Origin of the sequence: Brachybacterium sp. GCM10030267, assembly GCF_042666875.1 — a bacterium.
Taxonomy (GTDB): domain Bacteria; phylum Actinomycetota; class Actinomycetes; order Actinomycetales; family Dermabacteraceae; genus Brachybacterium.
The window spans coordinates 199,967-216,234 of the sequence record NZ_JBHTCX010000017.1 but is presented as its reverse complement, the minus strand read 5'-3'; the positions used below and the strand labels follow the sequence as shown (position 1 = coordinate 216,234).

The following is a 16,268-nucleotide window of genomic DNA, read 5'->3' as shown; positions in this document are numbered from 1 at the left end:
GGTGCGTCCCTGCGGGGACCGCACCGCCGGGCGCCGTCGTCCGTCGGCCGGTGCATCGGGTCCACGGCCCGTCCACCGGCCGCCGGCCCACTCATCGCCGCACGAGGAGCGGCCGTCAGTCGCCGAGCGGCGCCGGATCCGCGGTCAGCTCCGGATCCAGGTTCGCCACGACCCGTTCGGACGGCGTGCCGGACCTGTTCCGCGGTGCCATCTCGCGGGTGACGACCAGACTCTCGGCAGTCTCCGCGAGGGTGGCGCGCACCAGCCCGTCGCGGCCGAGCTCGAGCACACCGAGATCCGTCGGCACCCCGTCCTGCTCGCCCCACAGCTGGAGGACCTCGCCCTCATAGCCCGAGACGCCCTCGGCCCGCAGCGCGATGGCGTCCGCGGTGATCACGGCCTGCCAGCTGCCGTTGTCGCTGAGGCCGGGAACGAGCACGGCCTCGGGCTCGACGCTGAGCTCGGTCCAGGTCGAGGTGAACTCGTGCGCGGCGGCGAGCTCCCGTCGCGCGTCGAGAAGGAACCACGCCAGCAGCAGAGCGCCGATCAGCGCGAGCGCCGCGATCGCACGCGAGAACCAGGGGACGCCGCGCGGGGCGGGCCGGTCACCGTGCTCCGGCCGAGGGCGCTTGCCCGAGGCTCCTCGGGCCGCCGGCGAGCCGCCGTCACGGAAGCTGAAGGCGGGCGCCGGCGTCGGCCGGGCATCGTCGCCCGGGGGCGCGGCGTCCGTGGTGGGCGTCTGCGGCGAGGCGGACGAGGCCGCGGAGATGGTGTGGAGGGAGCCGGGCATCGCCGGCGGGCCGACGACGCGGCGCTGCGAGTCGGTGCCGAGCACCGGCGTGGCGTAGTCACCGCGATACGCAGGCTCCGGCTGCGGCGCTGGCTTCGGCTGCGGCTGCGGCCCCGGCCCGACACCCTCCAGCACCGGCGGTCGCAGATCACGGGAGGGCACGATCGCGGTCAGCAGGGTCAACTGGGCCGCGGCCTCGATGGCACGGCGGCGCACAGCGGAGATCGCGGGGGAGCTGCTGAGCTCCTGCAGCCGCCGGCGCTCACTCTCATCGGCCAGCGCCAGCGCGTCCAGCGCGGAGAGGGTCTGCGCTTCGGCGTGGACCGGTCCGCCGAGCGGGACCAGCTGATCCAGCACTCCGGCGAGCACCTCGGCCGCCTCCGAGCGCCGGCTCCCGGTGTGGTCGAAGCGCCCCTGGGCAGCGGATTCGACGAGAGCACGGTGGCTCGCCGGCAATCTCAACAGGACACGCAGGACCTCGTTCTCCCGGCGATCGCGGGTGCGCTCGTCGGCGGGGTCCGACGCCACCAGGGAGCGGACGTCCCCGCTGGGGCGCGTGGCCACGCATGCGCGCCGGGCACGGTCCAGCACGGCGACCTCGCCGGGCAGGCCGCTCGCAGCGAGCTCGCCGGCGTCGGCCAGGCAGGACCGCAGCACCGAGACGGTCAGCTTCTCGGCCCGGGCCGAGGAGCCGGTCACGTGCACCGCCAGTCCATGGATGCGGGGGCCCAGCACGTCTACCAGGGAGGCGGCGGCGCCCTGCTCGCCGCGCGCGGCAGCACGCAGGAGTGTGCGCACCGGGTCGCGTCGTTCCCGGAGGTCCACGGTGTCCTCCGGGATCTCCCCGGTCCGGGTGTCGCTCCCCATCGGTCCCCTCCACGTGTTCGGCTGAGAGACGGCCTCGCCCCGCGATGCCGATCCATTCTCGCAGGCGGAGCCCGCCGGCGGCTCGTCGCTGGCTCCGGGGGCCGCCCCGGCACGGGCAGAGGACTCGTGCGAGGCGCGCAGTCGCGGATCCGATCGTTGCGGTCGTACCACCGGCTCTGCGAGTATCACTGCAGGCCGCAGCGCTGGAATGCCGTCGGGCGGGGACGACGGGGGCCGCACGAGGGGTGCAAGCGAGCGCTCGGATCTCCGGTACCGTGCAGGCATGAAGCCGATCTCCACGATCACGGTGTCCTCTCAGCTCCCGGCCGCTCTCGAGCCTCTGCGCGAACTCGCCTTCAACCTCCGCTGGACCTGGCGCCGCCAGTGCCTGGACCTGTTCCGCTCGCTGGACCCCGAGGCGTTCGCCGCCAGCGGGGAGAATCCCATCGGGATGCTCTCCCGGGTCCCCGCCGGCCGCCTGGCCGAAGCCGCCCGTGACGAGTCCTTCCTCGCGAAGATGCGCTCCGAGGTCGGCGACCTGCGCACCTACCTCGACTCCGGTCGCTGGTTCCAGCGCACCGTGCCCGGATCGGGCTCCGGGTCCGCGCCGAATTCCGCCGCCGGGACCCCGGCCGTCGCCTACTTCTCCATGGAGTTCGGCATCACCCCGACGCTCCCGATCTACTCGGGAGGCCTCGGCATCCTGGCCGGGGACCACCTGAAGTCCGCGTCGGACCTGGGGGTGCCCGTGGTCGCCGTCGGCCTGCTCTACCAGTGGGGCTACTTCTCGCAGTCGCTGGACCGCAGTGGCTGGCAGCAGGAGAACTACCGCCTCAACGATCCCGATCAGCTCCCCGTCCAGCCCGTCCGCGGCGCCGACGGGCAGCAGCTGCGCGTCGCGGTGACCCTGCCCGGGGACCGCGAGGTCGCCATCGCCCTGTGGCAGGCATCGGTGGGCCGCGCCCCGCTCCTGCTGCTGGACACCAACGTCGAGGTCAACGACGACGAGGCCCGCCAGATCACCGACCGGCTCTACGGCGGCGATCACGAGCACCGGATCGTCCAGGAGATCGTGCTCGGCATCGGAGGGGTGCGCGCCGTGGACGCCTACGTCGCGGCCACCGGGTTCCCCGCCCCGAGCGTGTTCCACCTCAACGAGGGCCACGCCGGCTTCTCCGGCCTCGAGCGCGTCGGCCGGCTCATGCAGTCCGGCGCCGGTTTCGCCGAGGCGGTCAGCGAGGTGCGTGCCGGCACGGTGTTCACCACGCACACCCCGGTGCCGGCCGGCATCGACCGGTTCGAGGCGGGCCAGCTGCGCCATTACCTCGGCGCCGACGAGAACGGCATCTCCCATCTCATCCCCTCGCTCCCGGTCGAGGCCGCTCTGGCGCTCGGCATCGAGGAGGGCGGAGACATCTTCAACATGGCCCAGCTGGGCTTCCGCACCGCTCAGCGTGCCAACGGGGTGGCCGAGCTCCACGGGGCCGTCTCCCGCGCGATGTTCCAGGACCTCTACCCGGGCTTCGACGTCCCCGAGATCCCCATCGGCTCGGTCACCAACGGCGTCCACCGGCGCACCTGGACCTCGGCCCCCATGGACGACCTGTTCAAGAAGGCCCTCGGCGACGTGGACGTCTCCTCCCTCAGCGACTGGAGCGCCCTGGCGACGCTGACCGATCACGAGCTCACCGAGGCCCGCGACACCCTGCGCGCGGACCTGGTCGACATGGCCCGCACCCACGTCAAGGACTCCTGGTTGAGCCGAGGGGCCGACGAGGCCGAACTGGCCTGGACCGATCACATCCTCGACCCCGGCGCGCTGACCATCGGCTTCGCCCGACGGGTCTCGACCTACAAGCGCCTGACGCTGATGCTCTCGGACCCCGAGCGGCTGCGGCGCATCCTGCTGAACCCCGAGCGCCCGGTCCAGATCATCATCGCCGGCAAGTCCCACCCGGCCGATCGGCCGGGCAAGGAGTTCCTCCAGCAGCTGGTCCGGTTCGCCGACGACCACGGGGTCCGTCACCGCATCGTCTTCCTGCCCGACTACGACATCCGGATGGCCTCCGTGCTGATCGCCGGCTCGGACGTGTGGCTGAACAATCCCATCCGACCCGAGGAGGCCTCCGGGACCTCGGGGATGAAGGCCGTGCTCAACGGCGGGCTCACCTTCTCGATCTCCGACGGCTGGTGGGACGAGATGAAGGACGACGAGGCCGGATGGACCATCCCCACCGCGCACGTCCCCGAGCAGTCGGAGCGCGATCGGCTCGAGGCCGAGGCGCTGTACGAGATCCTCGAGAGCCGGATCGTGCCGCTGTTCTACGAGCGCGACGCCCGGGGCATGCAGCACGGCTGGCTGACGAAGATCCGCTCCTCCCTGGTCACGATCGCCCCGCAGATCACCGCTGCCCGGATGGTCCGCGACTACGTCACCGACCTCTATCTCCCGGCCGCTCGCGCGGCCTCGGCCTTCGTCGCGGATCCGACCCTGGCCGGCTCGTTCACCTCGTGGAAGGCCGACGTCCAGGAGGCCTGGCCGAAGGTCGCCGTGACCGACGTGGCGCTCGAGGGCGCGCGCGAGGACGAGGGCGGAGTGGTCGCCACCGGCGGCGAGGTCACGCTGCTGGCCGACATCGAACTCGGCGGCCTGCGGGACGAGGACGTGGTGGTCGAGGCGGTGCTGGGGCCGATCGGTCCGGACGGCGAGATCGCCGAGCCCCAGCTGATCCCGCTGCAGCGCGCCGACGATCGTCGCTGGGCCGCCCGGTTCGCGCTCACCGTCCCCGGTGACGTGGGGTACACCGTGCGGGTCACCCCGCAGCATCCGGTGCTGTCCTCACGCGCGGAGCTGGGACTGGTCGCCACCGCCTGAGGAGGCTTCCACCGTCCCGGCAGCGGGAGCTGAGTCAGTCGCCGGTCTTGACGCGGATCATGCCTTCCTGGGTCACCGTCGCGACGAGGTCGCCGGCCCGGTCGAACACCTGACCATGGGTGAGGCCGCGCCCGCCGGAGGCCGAGGGCGAGCGCTGGACGTAGAGCAGCCACTCGTTGGCGTCGATGTGGCGGTGCCACCAGATGGCGTGGTTGATCGTCGCCATCCGCAGGCCCGGGGTGATCCAGCTCAGTCCCTGCCGGCGCAGGATCGGCTCGAACGGCGTGTAGTCGCTGGCGAAGGCGAGGATCGCATCGTGCAGCAGCGGCTCGGCCTCGATCGGGGCGATCGTGCGCATCCACACCATCTGCGCGTCGGAGCCGGCCGCATTGGTGTCCGGCCGGAAGTAGATCGGGTCCGTCACGTGCCGGATGTCGATCGGGCGCTGGGTGGACCAGTACTGGGCGACGGGATGATCGATCCCGGACAGCACCTCCGCCGTGGTGGGGAGGCCCTCCGGATCGGGAGCCTGCGGGGCCCGCTCCTGGTGCTCGAGTCCCTCCTGCTGCTCCTGGAACGAGGCGGTCATCGCCAGGATCGTGCGCTCGCCCTCCTCGGCGGTGCGGCCCGGCTGTGTGGCCAGGACGCGACGCACCGAGAACGAGCCGCCGTCGCGCAGGGCGTCGACCTGGAAGCGGATCGGATGGTCCGGATCTCCGGGGGCGAGGAAATAGGAGTACATCGAGTGGATGCGGCGGCCCGCGGGGGCGGTACGGCCCACGGCGGTGACCGCCTGTCCCATCACCTGGCCGCCGAAGACGTGACCGCCGGGCTGCGGCGACGAGTCGCCCTCGTAGGCGGCGACGGTGGCGGGGGAGGAGAAGGCGGGATCCAGATCGATCGCGCGCAGATCGAGCAGGTCGATCAGGCCCGACGCGACGGCCGCTGGATCGTGCCGGGGATTCTCGGGTGCGGACGGCGTGGTCATGTCCTCGATCGTACTGGGCTGCGGTGTGCGGGAGCGTCACCGGAGGCGCTGGTCATACGATGGTGACCATGGCTTCTTCTCCGTCTCCGTCCTCGTCGTCGGCTCCCTCCTCTGCGTCCTCGCCGATCGACATCCCCGTCGCCGTCCGCTGGACGGACCTGGACGCCTACGGGCACGTGAACAACGCCGCGATGGTGCGGCTGCTCGAGGAAGCGCGCATCGCCGCCTTCTGGAAGGCGCCCGACGACCAGATCGCCCTCGGGGCACCGGCGCCGGTGGCCGCGCTTCCGGGCGGGGGAACCGATTCCGCGGTCGGCACCGTGATCGCCTCCCAGCGCATCGAGTACGTCCGCTCGATGGGGCACCGGCGCGACGGCGCGGTGGTGCGGCTGTGGCTCTCCCGCATCGGCGGGGCGAGCCTGTCCGTGGACTACCTGGTGCTCACGCGCGAGGATCCCGAGGGTCAGGCGCCCTATGCGCGCGCCCGCACCGTGGTGGTCATGGTCGACGCCGACAGCGGCGCCCCGGTGCGACTGGACGACGACTCCCGTCGGCGCTTGCAGGAGTTCGCCGCTCAGCCTCTCGTCTTCCGCGACTGACGCGCCGGCCGCTCCGCCGGACTCGATCCGTCCTGCCCGGCGGTGTGCGCCTCAGGTCAGGCGCGTGGGCACGGACTGCCCCGACATGGGTGCCTCGCCGCCGTCGTCGGTGTTGACCATGAAGTGCGCTGCCCGCTCGAGGTACTCCCACAGCGTCTCCTCGTGCTGCGGGGCCAGCTCGAGAGACACCACCGCCTCGCGCATGTGCCTCAGCCAGGCGTCCCGGGCGGCCGGGGAGACGGGGAACGGTCCGTGACGGATGCGCAGACGGGGATGGCCGCGCTGCTCGCCGTACGTCTTGGGCCCGCCCCAGTACTGCTCGAGGAAGGTCCGCAGCCGCTCCTTCGCCCCGGTGAGGTCCTCCTCGGGGTACATCGGCCGCAGCAGCGGATCCTCGGCCACTCCCGCGTAGAACCGGTCCACCAGGGCGACGAACGTGTCGTGACCGCCGACGGCCTCGTAGAAGCTGACCGGCTCGGGCGGTGTGCTCGCGCTGGGCGGTGTGCTCTCGCTGGGCTCGCTGGTCATGTGGGGGTGCTCGCGATCAGGGCTTGAGGGTCTCGCCGAAGCGGGGCATGGCGAAGTCGATGCCGGCCTCGGCGAAGGCGACGCGGATCCGCCCGCGCAGCTCGCGCTCGAGCGTCCACTGCTCGCCGGGGGCGGCCTGGATGATGATGCGGCGCTGGTAGCGGTTGCCGTCGACGTCGAGCATGCCGCTGATGTCCGCCGGGCTCTGGATGATCTCCACCCAGTCGGGGTCCGTCGCCAGCTCGCCGGTGACCTTCTCGAGCACCTCGGTGACGCGGTCGTCGTCCGCGCCGGCGTCGATGTCCAGGGTCACCACGGCGTTGGAGTAGCCGCGGGACATGTTGCCGATGCGGATGATCTCGCCGTTGCGGACGGTCCACAGCACGCCGTCGATCGCGCGCACCTGCGTGACCCGCAGGTTGATGGACTCGACGGTGCCGCTGGCGTACTCGATGTCCACGAAGTCACCCACGGCGACGATGTCCTCGAAGAGCATCACGATGCCGGCGACGATGTCGCGGATGATGGTCTGGGCGCCGATGCCGGCGGCGAGGCCGATCACGCCGAGGGAGGCGATCACCGGGGCGATGTCCACGCCGATCTCGGAGAGGATCATCACCAGCGCCACGGCCCAGATGACCATGTGGGCCACGTTGCGGGCCACGTTCGAGAGGGTCTCGGCGCGCTGCTCGCGGCGGGCCTGGGCGGCCTTCAGCGAGCGCGGGTCGCGCTTGACGACCGCGCCGGCCACGTTCGTCAGCTTCGAGGATGACTCGACCATGGTGCGGAAGAAGCGCCGCAGCAGCCACGTCACCACGAGGCTGCCCAGCGCGGCCGCCACGAGGATCAGCACGATACGGACGCCGCTGGTCAGCACCCACTGGATCAGGGAATCGGCGATGGACACGGCCTCGTCGGCGCCGGGAGCAGCCAGCAGCCGACCGGGATCGAGGGGTTCGTCAGGCATGCCCCTGACGATAACGCCCGGGGGTGGATCGTGTCTGCAGGGCGGGAGCCAGCAGCAGCCCCACGAGGTAGATCCCACCCAGGACGATGGTGACCACGCCGACGGGAAGCGCGGTCGGCAGCACGTGCTGCGCCACCAGGTCCGCGCCTCCGAGCAGCACGGCGCCCATGGCGGCGCTCGCAGCCAGCGGGATCCCGGTCCCGCGCACCAGGCGCTTGGCGAGCTGGGGCGCGGACAGGGCGACGAAGGCGATCGGGCCCGACAGAGCGGTCACCGCCGCGACCAGGATCACGGCGAGCAGCAGGATCCGGCGGCGGCTCCGCTCCACGCCGACGCCGTGGACCGTGGCCACGTCGTCCCCGAGCTCGAGCTGGGCCATGAGCGGCACGCAGACGATCAGCGCCGGCACCGCCAGTACGAGCAGCCCCAGCACGGGAAGCAGTGCGGGCCAGTCGATCAGCGACAGCGATCCCGCGCCCCACATGCTCGCGGCCATCGCCACCTCGTCCTGCGCCTGCAGCAGCATCCACACGTTCACCGCGTGCAGCATGGCCGAGATCCCGATGCCGACGACGATCAGGCGGAACCCCTGGAGGCCGTCGCGCCGCGCCAGCAGGTAGACCACCACCGCGGTGCCCAGGCCGCCGGCCAGGGCTCCGACGATGGTCGCAGCGCCGCCCAGCGCACCCGAGGCGGCGCCGCCGGCCGCGAGCGTCAGCACCAGCACGCCCGTGTAGGCACCGGTGGAGAATCCGAGCACGTCGGGCGAGCCGAGCGGATTGCGGGTCAGGGTTTGGAAGGTCGCCCCGGACAGCGCCAGCGCCGCCCCGAAGACGATCGCCGCCAGCGACCGCGGCAGCCGCCACTGCAGCACGATCGTGGAGGCGAAGTCCCCGCGGCCGGTCAGCGCCTCGAACAGCTGGCCGGCATCCAGCGGATAGTCGCCGCGGGAGAGGGAGACCAGGGTGATGGCCAGGGCGAGCGCGGTCAGCACGGCGCACACGGCCACATGGCGCCTGCGGCGCGGGGCCCCGGTGCGTGCGGAGGCGTCGGGGGCGCTCATATGCTGCTCGCTCGTCGGCGCCGGGCCAGCACGATCAGCACCGGCGCGCCGATCAGCGCGGTGACGATGCCGACGGGCACCTCGCCGGGCCACAGCACCACGCGTGCGAGCACGTCGGCCAGCACCATGATCGCGGCGCTCAGCAGCGCCGCCAGCGGCAGCAGCCGGGTCTGGTCGGGGCCGACGGTCCAGCGCGCCACGTGGGGAGCCATCAGACCCAGGAAGACGATCGGGCCGGCCAGAGCGGTGGCCGAGCCCGCCAGCAGGGTGATGGCGAGGACCATGAGCATCCGGGTGCGCTGGACGTGCGCGCCGAGAGAGGCCGCCATGTCCTCTCCCAGGGAGAGCACGTTCATCGCACCCGCGAGCGCGAGGGCGAGCACGACGCCGGCCGCGGCGACCGGCAGGGAGGGAGCGGCCGTGTCCCAGCCGCGCTGGGAGAGATCGCCGCTCTCCCAGATCAGCAGGATGGAGTACTCGCGCGGCGCGGAGAGGCGGAAGGCCGAGGTCAGCCCGGCCAGCACCGCACCGAGCGCGACCCCGGCCAGGGTCAGCCGCTCCGGGGTGATGACGCCGGCGCCCAGGGTGCCGATGGTGAACACGGCCAGGGTCGCGACGAAGGCCCCCACCAGGCACGCCGCCACGAACGCCGCGGGGGAGGAGGCGCCCACCAGCACGATGGCGAGCACGACGGCGAAGGCCGCCCCGGCGTTGACGCCGAGGATCCCCGGCTCGGCGAGCGGGTTGCGGGTCAGTACCTGCATGAGCGCCCCGGCCAGGCCCAGCGCGGCGCCGGCGGCCAGGGCGATCACCGTGCGCGGCACCCGGAGCGAGGCCACGGCCGAGTAGTCCTGCACGACGATCCCGAGCGCGTCGGCACGCTGCTGGACCGATTCCTCGGAGCCGACGTGGGTGGCCGCATCGAGCAGGATCCGCCCGACGGTCGCGGGCGGGACCAGGCGCGACCCGATATACAGGCTCGCGGCGCACAGCAGTGCCAGGGCGACCAGGGCCAGGACGAGTGCGACGGCTGCCCGCGGGCGCGATGGAACGGTCCCGGGGCGCGGGCGCCGCGGGAGGGCGGGGGAGGAGGGTCCGCTCACAGTCTGCTTCCGGAGACGTCGGGGGCTTGTCGGCTCATGCTGAGGTAAGGGTAGCCTTAGCGACGGTTCGTGCCGGACCACCTTCACACCCACGGAGCAGCCACCATGATCCCTCAGCTCTCTCAGACCCCTCTGTCCCGCCAGATCTCACAGCGCCCGCGGCTCTCTCGCCGGGGCCTGCTGGCCGTTCTCGCGGGAGGCACGGGGCTCGCACTGGCCGCCTGCAGCGACTCGGGCGGGGGCGAGGGGTCCGGCTCCGGTGCGTCCGACGGCGGCGGAGGCGCTTTCCCCACCGAGATCGCCACCAAGTTCGGCCCCGTCACCGTCGAGGCCCCGCCCCAGCGCGTCGTCGCCCTGGGCTGGGGTGATGCCGAGACCGCGCTCGCCCTGGGCGTCCAGCCCGTCGGCGCCTCCGACTGGCTGGCCTTCGGCGGGGAGGGCGTCGGCCCCTGGGCCGAGGGGATGTACGACCAGGCGCCGACGCTCATCGAGACCCTGGAGCCGTCCTTCGAGGCGATCGCGGCGCTGGAACCCGATCTCATCCTGGACGTGAAGAGCTCCGGGGACCAGGAGCGCTACGACCGGCTGAGCCAGATCGCCACCACCGTCGGCGTGCCCGACGGGGGCGACAACTACCTCACCACCACCGAGCAGCAGCTGCAGATGATCGCCCAGGCGCTGGGCCTGCCCGACGAGGGCGAGCGGCTCCAGAGCGAGCTCGACGCCCAGTTCGAGCAGGCCGCCGCCGACCACCCCGAGTGGGAGGGTCGCAGCGTCTCGGCGGCGACCCGCACCTCCGAGGGCTGGGGCGCCTACATCGACGGCACCGAGCGGGTGGAGTTCCTCGAGAATCTCGGCTTCGTGCTGGCCACGTCCGTGGCCGAGCTGGAGGCGGGCGCCTCCGGCTTCTCGGCCGACATCTCCTCCGAGCAGCTCGACCTGCTCGATGCGGACCTGGTCGTCGCCTTCCCGATCTACATCGAGACCACGGAGATCTCCGAGGACCCGCAGTGGCAGCAGATCCCGGCGGTCGCCGACGGACGCGCCCTGGTCATCGACGGCGACCTGGCCTCGGCCTACTCGCTGGGCTCGGTGCTGTCGATGCAGTACGCCCTCGAGGAGATGGTTCCCCAGATCGAGGAGGCGCTCGGCGCCTGAGCCGAGCGCCTCCTCGGTCGCCGTCACTCGATGTCGGCGGCGCGCACCCGCTCCTGCCGGGCCACGGTGTCCCGTCCCTCGATGATGATGCGACGCAGTCCGAAGGCGGCCTCCTCGGCGTCGGCGAGCCACGCGTCGGCGTCATCCAGCACGCTCTGGCCGCCGTAGGAGGACGGGAAGTAGCCCCGCACGATGCGGTTGGCGATCTCCGTCGAGCGACGTTCCCACACCTTCTCGATCATCGAGAAGTAGCGGTCCCGGTACGGCGCGATCAGCGATTCGTCGCTCACGCGGGAGAAGCCCTGGATCACCGCGGTGATCGACTCATTGGCCAGGGTGTCCTGCTCGACGGTGAGACGCCATGCCTCCGCCTTGGCCTCCGCGGTCGGCAGCGCGGCCTTCGCGGTCAGGGCGCTCTTGCGGCCGGACTGCGTGTCGTCCGAGGCGAGCTCGCGGTCGATCCCGGCCTCGTCGATGCCGCCGAGGACGGCCAGGGCGATCACCAGCTTCCAGCGCAGGTCGGTGTCGATCGTGCGGCCGGGCAGCTCCACGCTGCCCTCCAGCAGGGACTCGAGGATCGCGCGGTGCTCCTCGGTCCGGGCCAGTCGCGCGAACGACTCTACGAACTGCAGCTGGGCGTCGCTGCCGGCCTCGGCGGCCCGGGCCAGCTCCCACAGGGCGCTGGCCGCGGCGGCGGTCCGCTCCGCGCGTCGGGCCGGGGCGGCGTAGGGCCCGGCCACGGCCTCGAGCTGCTGCAGCAGGGTCCGCACCACCGACGAGGATGCCTCACCGGTGATGTTGGCCAGCACCAGCTGCTGATAGCGGCCGCTGGGCAGCTCGCCGTCACGCACCATGTCCCACGCGGCCGACCACAGCAGCGTGCGGGCCAGCGAGTCGTCGAGCGTGCGGAGGTTGTCCATCGCGACCGCGAGCGAGGCGTCGTCGAGGCGGACCTTGGCATAGGCGAGGTCGCCGTCGTTGAGCAGCCACAGATCGGCGCGTCTGCCCGTCAGCTCCGGCACCTCGGTCAGCTCACCGTCCACGTCCAGCTCCACCTCGTCGGTGCGCACGAGCGCGCCGTCCTGGAGCGAGAAGCCCGCCACGCGCAGACGGTGGGGGCGCACGGTGCGGTGCTCCTCCGGAGCGCTCTGGGCGATGGCGAAGCGTGTCACCACGCCGCTGTCGTCCCGCTCTGAGCTGCCCGCGTCCCGCTCTGAGCTGCCCGCGTCCCGCTCGATAAGTGGCCGCAGCGTGTTCACGCCGGCGGTCTGCAGCCACAGCTGCGCCCAGGAGCTCAGGTCGCGGCCGCTGGTGGCCTCGAGCTCGACCAGGAGGTCCGTCAGCTCCGTATTGGCCCAGGCGTGCTTGGCGAAGTAGGCGCGCACTCCGGCGAAGAAGGCGTCACGGCCGACGTAGGCGACCAGCTGGCGCAGCACCGAGGCGCCCTTGGCATAGGTGATGCCGTCGAAGTTGGTCTCCACGGCGTCGAAGTCGACCATGTCGGCGACGATCGGGTGGGTCGAGGGCAGCTGGTCCTGCTGGTAGGCCCAGGCCTTCTCGGAGACGGCGAAGGTGGTCCAGGCGTCGGCCCAGCGGGTGACCTCGGCGCTGGCCAGCGTGGAGGCGTACTCGGCGAAGGACTCGTTCAGCCACAGGTCGTCCCACCAGCGCATCGTCACCAGGTCGCCGAACCACATGTGGGCGAGCTCGTGGAGGATGGTGAGGTCGCGCCGCTCGCGGATCGCGTCGGAGACCTCGGAGCGGAACACGTAGGTCTCGACGTAGGTGATGGCCCCGGGGTTCTCCATCGCGCCCATGTTGTACTCCGGCACGAAGACCTGGTCGTACTTGGGGAACGGGAAGTCCTGATCGAAGGCCTCCTCGTAGAAGTCGATGCCCGCCTTGGTCACGTCGATGACGTTCTGGGCGTCCAGGTGCTCGGCCAGCGAGGCGCGGGCGAACACGCCCATCGGCACGATGCGGCCGTCGCGCGAGGTGATCTCGCCGGTGCCGCCCTGGTAGTTGCCGGCGATGAGCGCGACCAGGTAGGTGGAGATCCGCTCGGTGGGCTCGAAGCTCCACGTGGCAGCCCCGTCGCGGCCCTCGAGCGGGGCTGGCTGCGGGGTGGGTGCGTTGGAGATGAGCCGCCAGTGATCCGGAGCGGTCACGGTCAGACGGAAGGTGGCCTTGAGATCCGGCTGCTCGAAGCAGGCGAACATGCGGCGAGCGTCGGAGACCTCGAACTGGGTGTACAGGTAGACCTCGTCGTCGACCGGGTCCACGAAGCGGTGCAGGCCCTCGCCGGTGTTCATGTAGTTCCCGTCGGCGAGGATGCGCACGACGTTCTCGCCCTCGGCCAGGGCGGGCAGGCGGACGCGGGCACCGTCGAAGCGGGAGCCGGGATCCTCGAGCAGCTCGCCGTTGAGCTCGATCTCGTGGACCTCCTTCGCGATCAGGTCGACGAAGGTCTCGCGGGCCTCGGCGGAGGAGAAGCGGATGGTGGTCTCGGTGCGGAAGTTCTCCGGGCCGGTGGTCAGATCCAGGCGGATCTCGTAGGAATCGGTGCTGAGGAACGAGGCGCGGCCGCGGGCCTCGTCGCGCGTGAGGTTCTCGGTTGACATGCTCTCCATCCTGCCACCGGCGCGCGCACCGCTTGGGGGAACGAGGTCTCGAGAGCATCTCGGCTGAGCAACCGCGGCACGATGCCTGGCGCGTACCCGCCCACGTTCGGCACCGGCACACTAAATCACGGGCCCGTCGTGCCGAATCGCGGGTAAGGTCCGCGACATGTCGAGGGAGAGGACGGACGCCGAACCGCGTGCCGTCGGACTCCGGACGATCCTCGCCGGCGCGGGCTGGAGTCTTGCCGAAGCCGCCCGCCGCAGCCCCCGCTGGCTCGCCCTGACCGCCGCGACCTCTCTCCTGCTCGCCCTGGTCCCGGCCGCGCAGGTCCGTGCCGTCGCCTGGCTGGTGGAGACAGCGGACGCAGGGTCGTGGCGCTCTGCGCTCGTCCCCGTCCTCCTGCTGACGATGCTGGTGGGACTCGCACAGATCGTCTCCAGCGCGGAGAACCTCATGGGCCAGCGCGCGAGTCTCCGTCTGATGCGGGAGCTCAACACGCGGCTGGCCCGCACCGCGGCCCGGCTCGATCCGCGTCAGATCGCCGATCCCCGAATCCACGCTCTGCTCGACGGGTGTCGCACCAGCACGTTCGAGCTCTCTCGGGCTCCCGGCTCCGTGATCAGCGCCGTCGCCTCCTTGCTCGCGGCGGCGACCCTCGGGGCGGCGATCTGGCCGTTCTCCCCGCTCGCGGCGGTGCTGGTGGTGCTGGCACTGATTCCGAGCCTCGTGAACTTCGCATGGTCCGCGGGAGTGCAGGACGCACAGTTCGAGGTCGGTGCGAAGCATGGAGCACGATTCCGCTATCTGCTCGAGCAGCTGGTCGGCGCTCGGACCGCCACGGAGCTCGCGACGCTGGGGTCGGGGCCGAAGGTCGCCGACGCCGCGGCCGCGGCCGCGGCCCATGCCCGGTTCACCGCGCACAATGACCAGATCTATGCCCGGCTGATGCGCGGTGACCTGATCGGCGGAGCCCTCACCGCGGGCCTGCTCGGTGGGGCCCTGATCGCAGTGCTCGCCGAGGGCGGCGGAACCGCGGGCCTGAGCGCCGGGGTGCTGGGCGTGATCGCCGGCCTCCAGGCGACCCGCGGAGCAGGCTTCGCCTTCGGCGACGTCATCTCCGTCGCCCCGAAGGTCGCCCGCTTCCGGGAGCAGGAGAACCTTGCCGGTGAGCGGGAGCAGGACGGTCGTGCCCCGGGAGTTCGGCGACTCGACATCCGTGAGGTGACCGTCACGTATGCCGGCGCCTCGACCCCTGCGCTGCGCGACGCGAGCCTCCACGCGGAGGCGGGCGAGATGATCGCGCTGGTCGGCATCAACGGCGCCGGGAAGACCACGCTCGTAGGCGCTCTGCTGGGCATCGTCGAGCTCGACGGCGGCCTCGTGCAGCTCGACGGGGCCGATGCCTCGCAGCTGAGCCTGCCGGAGAGGTTCTCGCGCTTCGCTCTGGTGACCCAGGAGTTCGGTCGTTACGAGATGACCGTGCGCGAGGCTGTGGCACTCGGCACCCCGCGCTGGGACGTGGAGGACGAGGAGATCTGGCAGGCGCTCGAGGCGGCCCGCGCGCGCTCACTGGTCGAGCGTCTGCCCCGCGGGTTGGACACGATGCTCGGGCCCCAGTTCGACGGGGTGGGCCTCTCGGGCGGGCAGTGGCAGCGGATCGCCCTGGCGCGCATCCACGTGCGCGATGCCGGGGTCAGGATCCTCGACGAGCCGACGTCGGCGATCGACGCCGAGGCCGAGCAGGAGGTCTTCGCCCAGCTGCGGGAGAGCGCCGCCGGCCGGATCACGATCGTCGTCTCCCATCGGGCTTGGACCCTGCGCGGGATGGATCGCATCTACCTGCTGGACCACGGGCGCGTGCTCGAGTCCGGCAGCTTCGAGCAGCTTGCCGCTCCGGGAACCCGCTTCTCCGAGATCTTCGCGCAGCAGCTGGGCTGAGCGTCCGCGCTGAGCGCACGACCCCTCACCGCTGCGTCAGGTCCAGATCCCAGGTGTAGTGCTCCGGCAGCGTCGGCAGGGGCCACGACGGGTCCGGGAAGAAGTACTCGTACCCGGCGGAGAACGGGTAGGTCCACTCGGCGATGTGCTGCTCGGCCTCACGGCCGGCCGCCCGGATCTCCTCGACCTCCTCGGGAGTGAAGTATCCGGTGCGCTCGGCGCCCTCGAGCTCGTCCTCGTCCTTGTAGTGCCAGTCGCGGCGCGGCAGCACCACGAGGTCCAGCACCAGGTCCCGGGTGCGCACACCTTCGTCGGTGCGCTCGTACGCGGTCTCGAGGTTGACGTAGTAGCAGCCCAGCGAGCCGTCGTCCTTGTAGAACAGCCACACCGAGTACGGCTTCTCGGGCAGCCCGATCATGAGGATGCCGTTGCCGGTCCACAGCTGCTTGGACTGCAGGCGCGGGGCGGTGAACATGCCCTCGTCCCCGGCGCGGCGCAGCGCCGCCCCGGATTCGAGGACCGGCAGCAGCACTTCGGTGCCGGGCGCGATCCAGACCACGATGCCGCGGTCGTCGTCCAGCACGACGGTGCCGGGGCGGACGGTGCGGGTCGGGTGCTGTGGGGTGTAGTAGGTCCAGGTCACCTGGTCGCCGGGCGACCAGCGCGGGGTGCAAGACATGGTGGTGATCCCGGCCGGATCGGCCTCCACGGACGCCCCGTACCGTCCGGCCACCGAGCCGGGGCTGCGCTGCCCGTGAAGGGGTAGGCGT

Annotated in this window: 12 protein-coding genes; 4 read left to right on the top strand and 8 right to left on the bottom strand. The window is 71.8% G+C overall.

What is annotated here, in order from left to right:
• Window positions 1-115: 115 nt before the first annotated feature.
• On the bottom strand, window positions 116-1,657 hold the full coding sequence (locus ACFQS2_RS15545) for a hypothetical protein (protein ID WP_377794350.1): 1,542 nt from the start codon (window positions 1,655-1,657) through the stop codon (window positions 116-118).
• A 283-nt stretch (window positions 1,658-1,940) separates the two neighbouring features.
• Between ACFQS2_RS15545 and glgP the strand changes: the two genes are divergently transcribed.
• On the top strand, window positions 1,941-4,532 hold the full coding sequence (gene glgP, locus ACFQS2_RS15540; RefSeq protein WP_377794349.1) for an alpha-glucan family phosphorylase: 2,592 nt from the start codon (window positions 1,941-1,943) through the stop codon (window positions 4,530-4,532).
• A 34-nt stretch (window positions 4,533-4,566) separates the two neighbouring features.
• On the opposite strand, the gene ACFQS2_RS15535 is transcribed toward glgP, so the two are convergent.
• Complete coding sequence (locus ACFQS2_RS15535) at window positions 4,567-5,520, bottom strand: acyl-CoA thioesterase (protein WP_377794348.1); 954 nt, start codon at window positions 5,518-5,520, stop codon at window positions 4,567-4,569.
• Window positions 5,521-5,588: 68 nt separating this feature from the next.
• Between ACFQS2_RS15535 and ACFQS2_RS15530 the strand changes: the two genes are divergently transcribed.
• Window positions 5,589-6,119, top strand: coding sequence for an acyl-CoA thioesterase (locus tag ACFQS2_RS15530; RefSeq protein ID WP_377794347.1), 531 nt, complete (start codon window positions 5,589-5,591; stop codon window positions 6,117-6,119).
• A gap of 51 nt (window positions 6,120-6,170) precedes the next feature.
• Here the strand turns inward: ACFQS2_RS15530 and ACFQS2_RS15525 are convergent, their stop codons facing one another.
• From ACFQS2_RS15525 to ACFQS2_RS15510, 4 genes are read right to left on the bottom strand one after another with little or no spacing between them, the layout of a single operon-like run.
• Entirely contained in the window at window positions 6,171-6,647 is a 477-nt protein-coding gene (locus ACFQS2_RS15525; RefSeq protein ID WP_377794346.1) for a globin, read from the bottom strand.
• Between the two features lie 16 nt (window positions 6,648-6,663).
• Entirely contained in the window at window positions 6,664-7,614 is a 951-nt protein-coding gene (locus ACFQS2_RS15520; protein WP_377794345.1) for a mechanosensitive ion channel family protein, read from the bottom strand.
• Window positions 7,607-8,677, bottom strand: coding sequence for a FecCD family ABC transporter permease (locus ACFQS2_RS15515; RefSeq protein WP_377794344.1), 1,071 nt, complete (start codon window positions 8,675-8,677; stop codon window positions 7,607-7,609). The genes ACFQS2_RS15520 and ACFQS2_RS15515 overlap by 8 nt, the downstream gene beginning before the upstream one ends.
• Entirely contained in the window at window positions 8,674-9,780 is a 1,107-nt protein-coding gene (locus ACFQS2_RS15510) for a FecCD family ABC transporter permease (protein WP_377794343.1), read from the bottom strand. Before ACFQS2_RS15510 ends, ACFQS2_RS15515 begins: the two co-directional genes overlap by 4 nt.
• Window positions 9,781-9,885: 105 nt before the next feature.
• On the opposite strand from ACFQS2_RS15510, the gene ACFQS2_RS15505 reads away from it, so the two are divergent.
• Window positions 9,886-10,938, top strand: coding sequence for an iron-siderophore ABC transporter substrate-binding protein (locus tag ACFQS2_RS15505; protein WP_377794342.1), 1,053 nt, complete (start codon window positions 9,886-9,888; stop codon window positions 10,936-10,938).
• Between the two features lie 23 nt (window positions 10,939-10,961).
• Here the strand turns inward: ACFQS2_RS15505 and pepN are convergent, their stop codons facing one another.
• Complete coding sequence (gene pepN, locus ACFQS2_RS15500) at window positions 10,962-13,559, bottom strand: aminopeptidase N (protein WP_377794341.1); 2,598 nt, start codon at window positions 13,557-13,559, stop codon at window positions 10,962-10,964.
• A gap of 166 nt (window positions 13,560-13,725) precedes the next feature.
• Between pepN and ACFQS2_RS15495 the strand changes: the two genes are divergently transcribed.
• Window positions 13,726-15,498, top strand: a complete 1,773-nt coding sequence (locus tag ACFQS2_RS15495; protein ID WP_377794340.1) for an ATP-binding cassette domain-containing protein — start codon at window positions 13,726-13,728, stop codon at window positions 15,496-15,498.
• A 25-nt stretch (window positions 15,499-15,523) separates the two neighbouring features.
• Here the strand turns inward: ACFQS2_RS15495 and ACFQS2_RS15490 are convergent, their stop codons facing one another.
• Window positions 15,524-16,207, bottom strand: coding sequence for a DUF402 domain-containing protein (locus ACFQS2_RS15490; RefSeq protein WP_377794339.1), 684 nt, complete (start codon window positions 16,205-16,207; stop codon window positions 15,524-15,526).
• Window positions 16,208-16,268 lie beyond the last annotated feature (61 nt).

Coding starts and splice junctions, on each gene's coding strand:
- ACFQS2_RS15545 (WP_377794350.1), bottom strand. CDS start 1,657: ATGGGGAGCGACACCCGGACCGGGGAGATCCCGGAGGACACCGTGGAC.
- glgP (WP_377794349.1), top strand. CDS start 1,941: ATGAAGCCGATCTCCACGATCACGGTGTCCTCTCAGCTCCCGGCCGCT.
- ACFQS2_RS15535 (WP_377794348.1), bottom strand. CDS start 5,520: ATGACCACGCCGTCCGCACCCGAGAATCCCCGGCACGATCCAGCGGCC.
- ACFQS2_RS15530 (WP_377794347.1), top strand. CDS start 5,589: ATGGCTTCTTCTCCGTCTCCGTCCTCGTCGTCGGCTCCCTCCTCTGCG.
- ACFQS2_RS15525 (WP_377794346.1), bottom strand. CDS start 6,647: ATGACCAGCGAGCCCAGCGAGAGCACACCGCCCAGCGCGAGCACACCG.
- ACFQS2_RS15520 (WP_377794345.1), bottom strand. CDS start 7,614: ATGCCTGACGAACCCCTCGATCCCGGTCGGCTGCTGGCTGCTCCCGGC.
- ACFQS2_RS15515 (WP_377794344.1), bottom strand. CDS start 8,677: ATGAGCGCCCCCGACGCCTCCGCACGCACCGGGGCCCCGCGCCGCAGG.
- ACFQS2_RS15505 (WP_377794342.1), top strand. CDS start 9,886: ATGATCCCTCAGCTCTCTCAGACCCCTCTGTCCCGCCAGATCTCACAG.
- pepN (WP_377794341.1), bottom strand. CDS start 13,559: ATGTCAACCGAGAACCTCACGCGCGACGAGGCCCGCGGCCGCGCCTCG.
- ACFQS2_RS15495 (WP_377794340.1), top strand. CDS start 13,726: ATGTCGAGGGAGAGGACGGACGCCGAACCGCGTGCCGTCGGACTCCGG.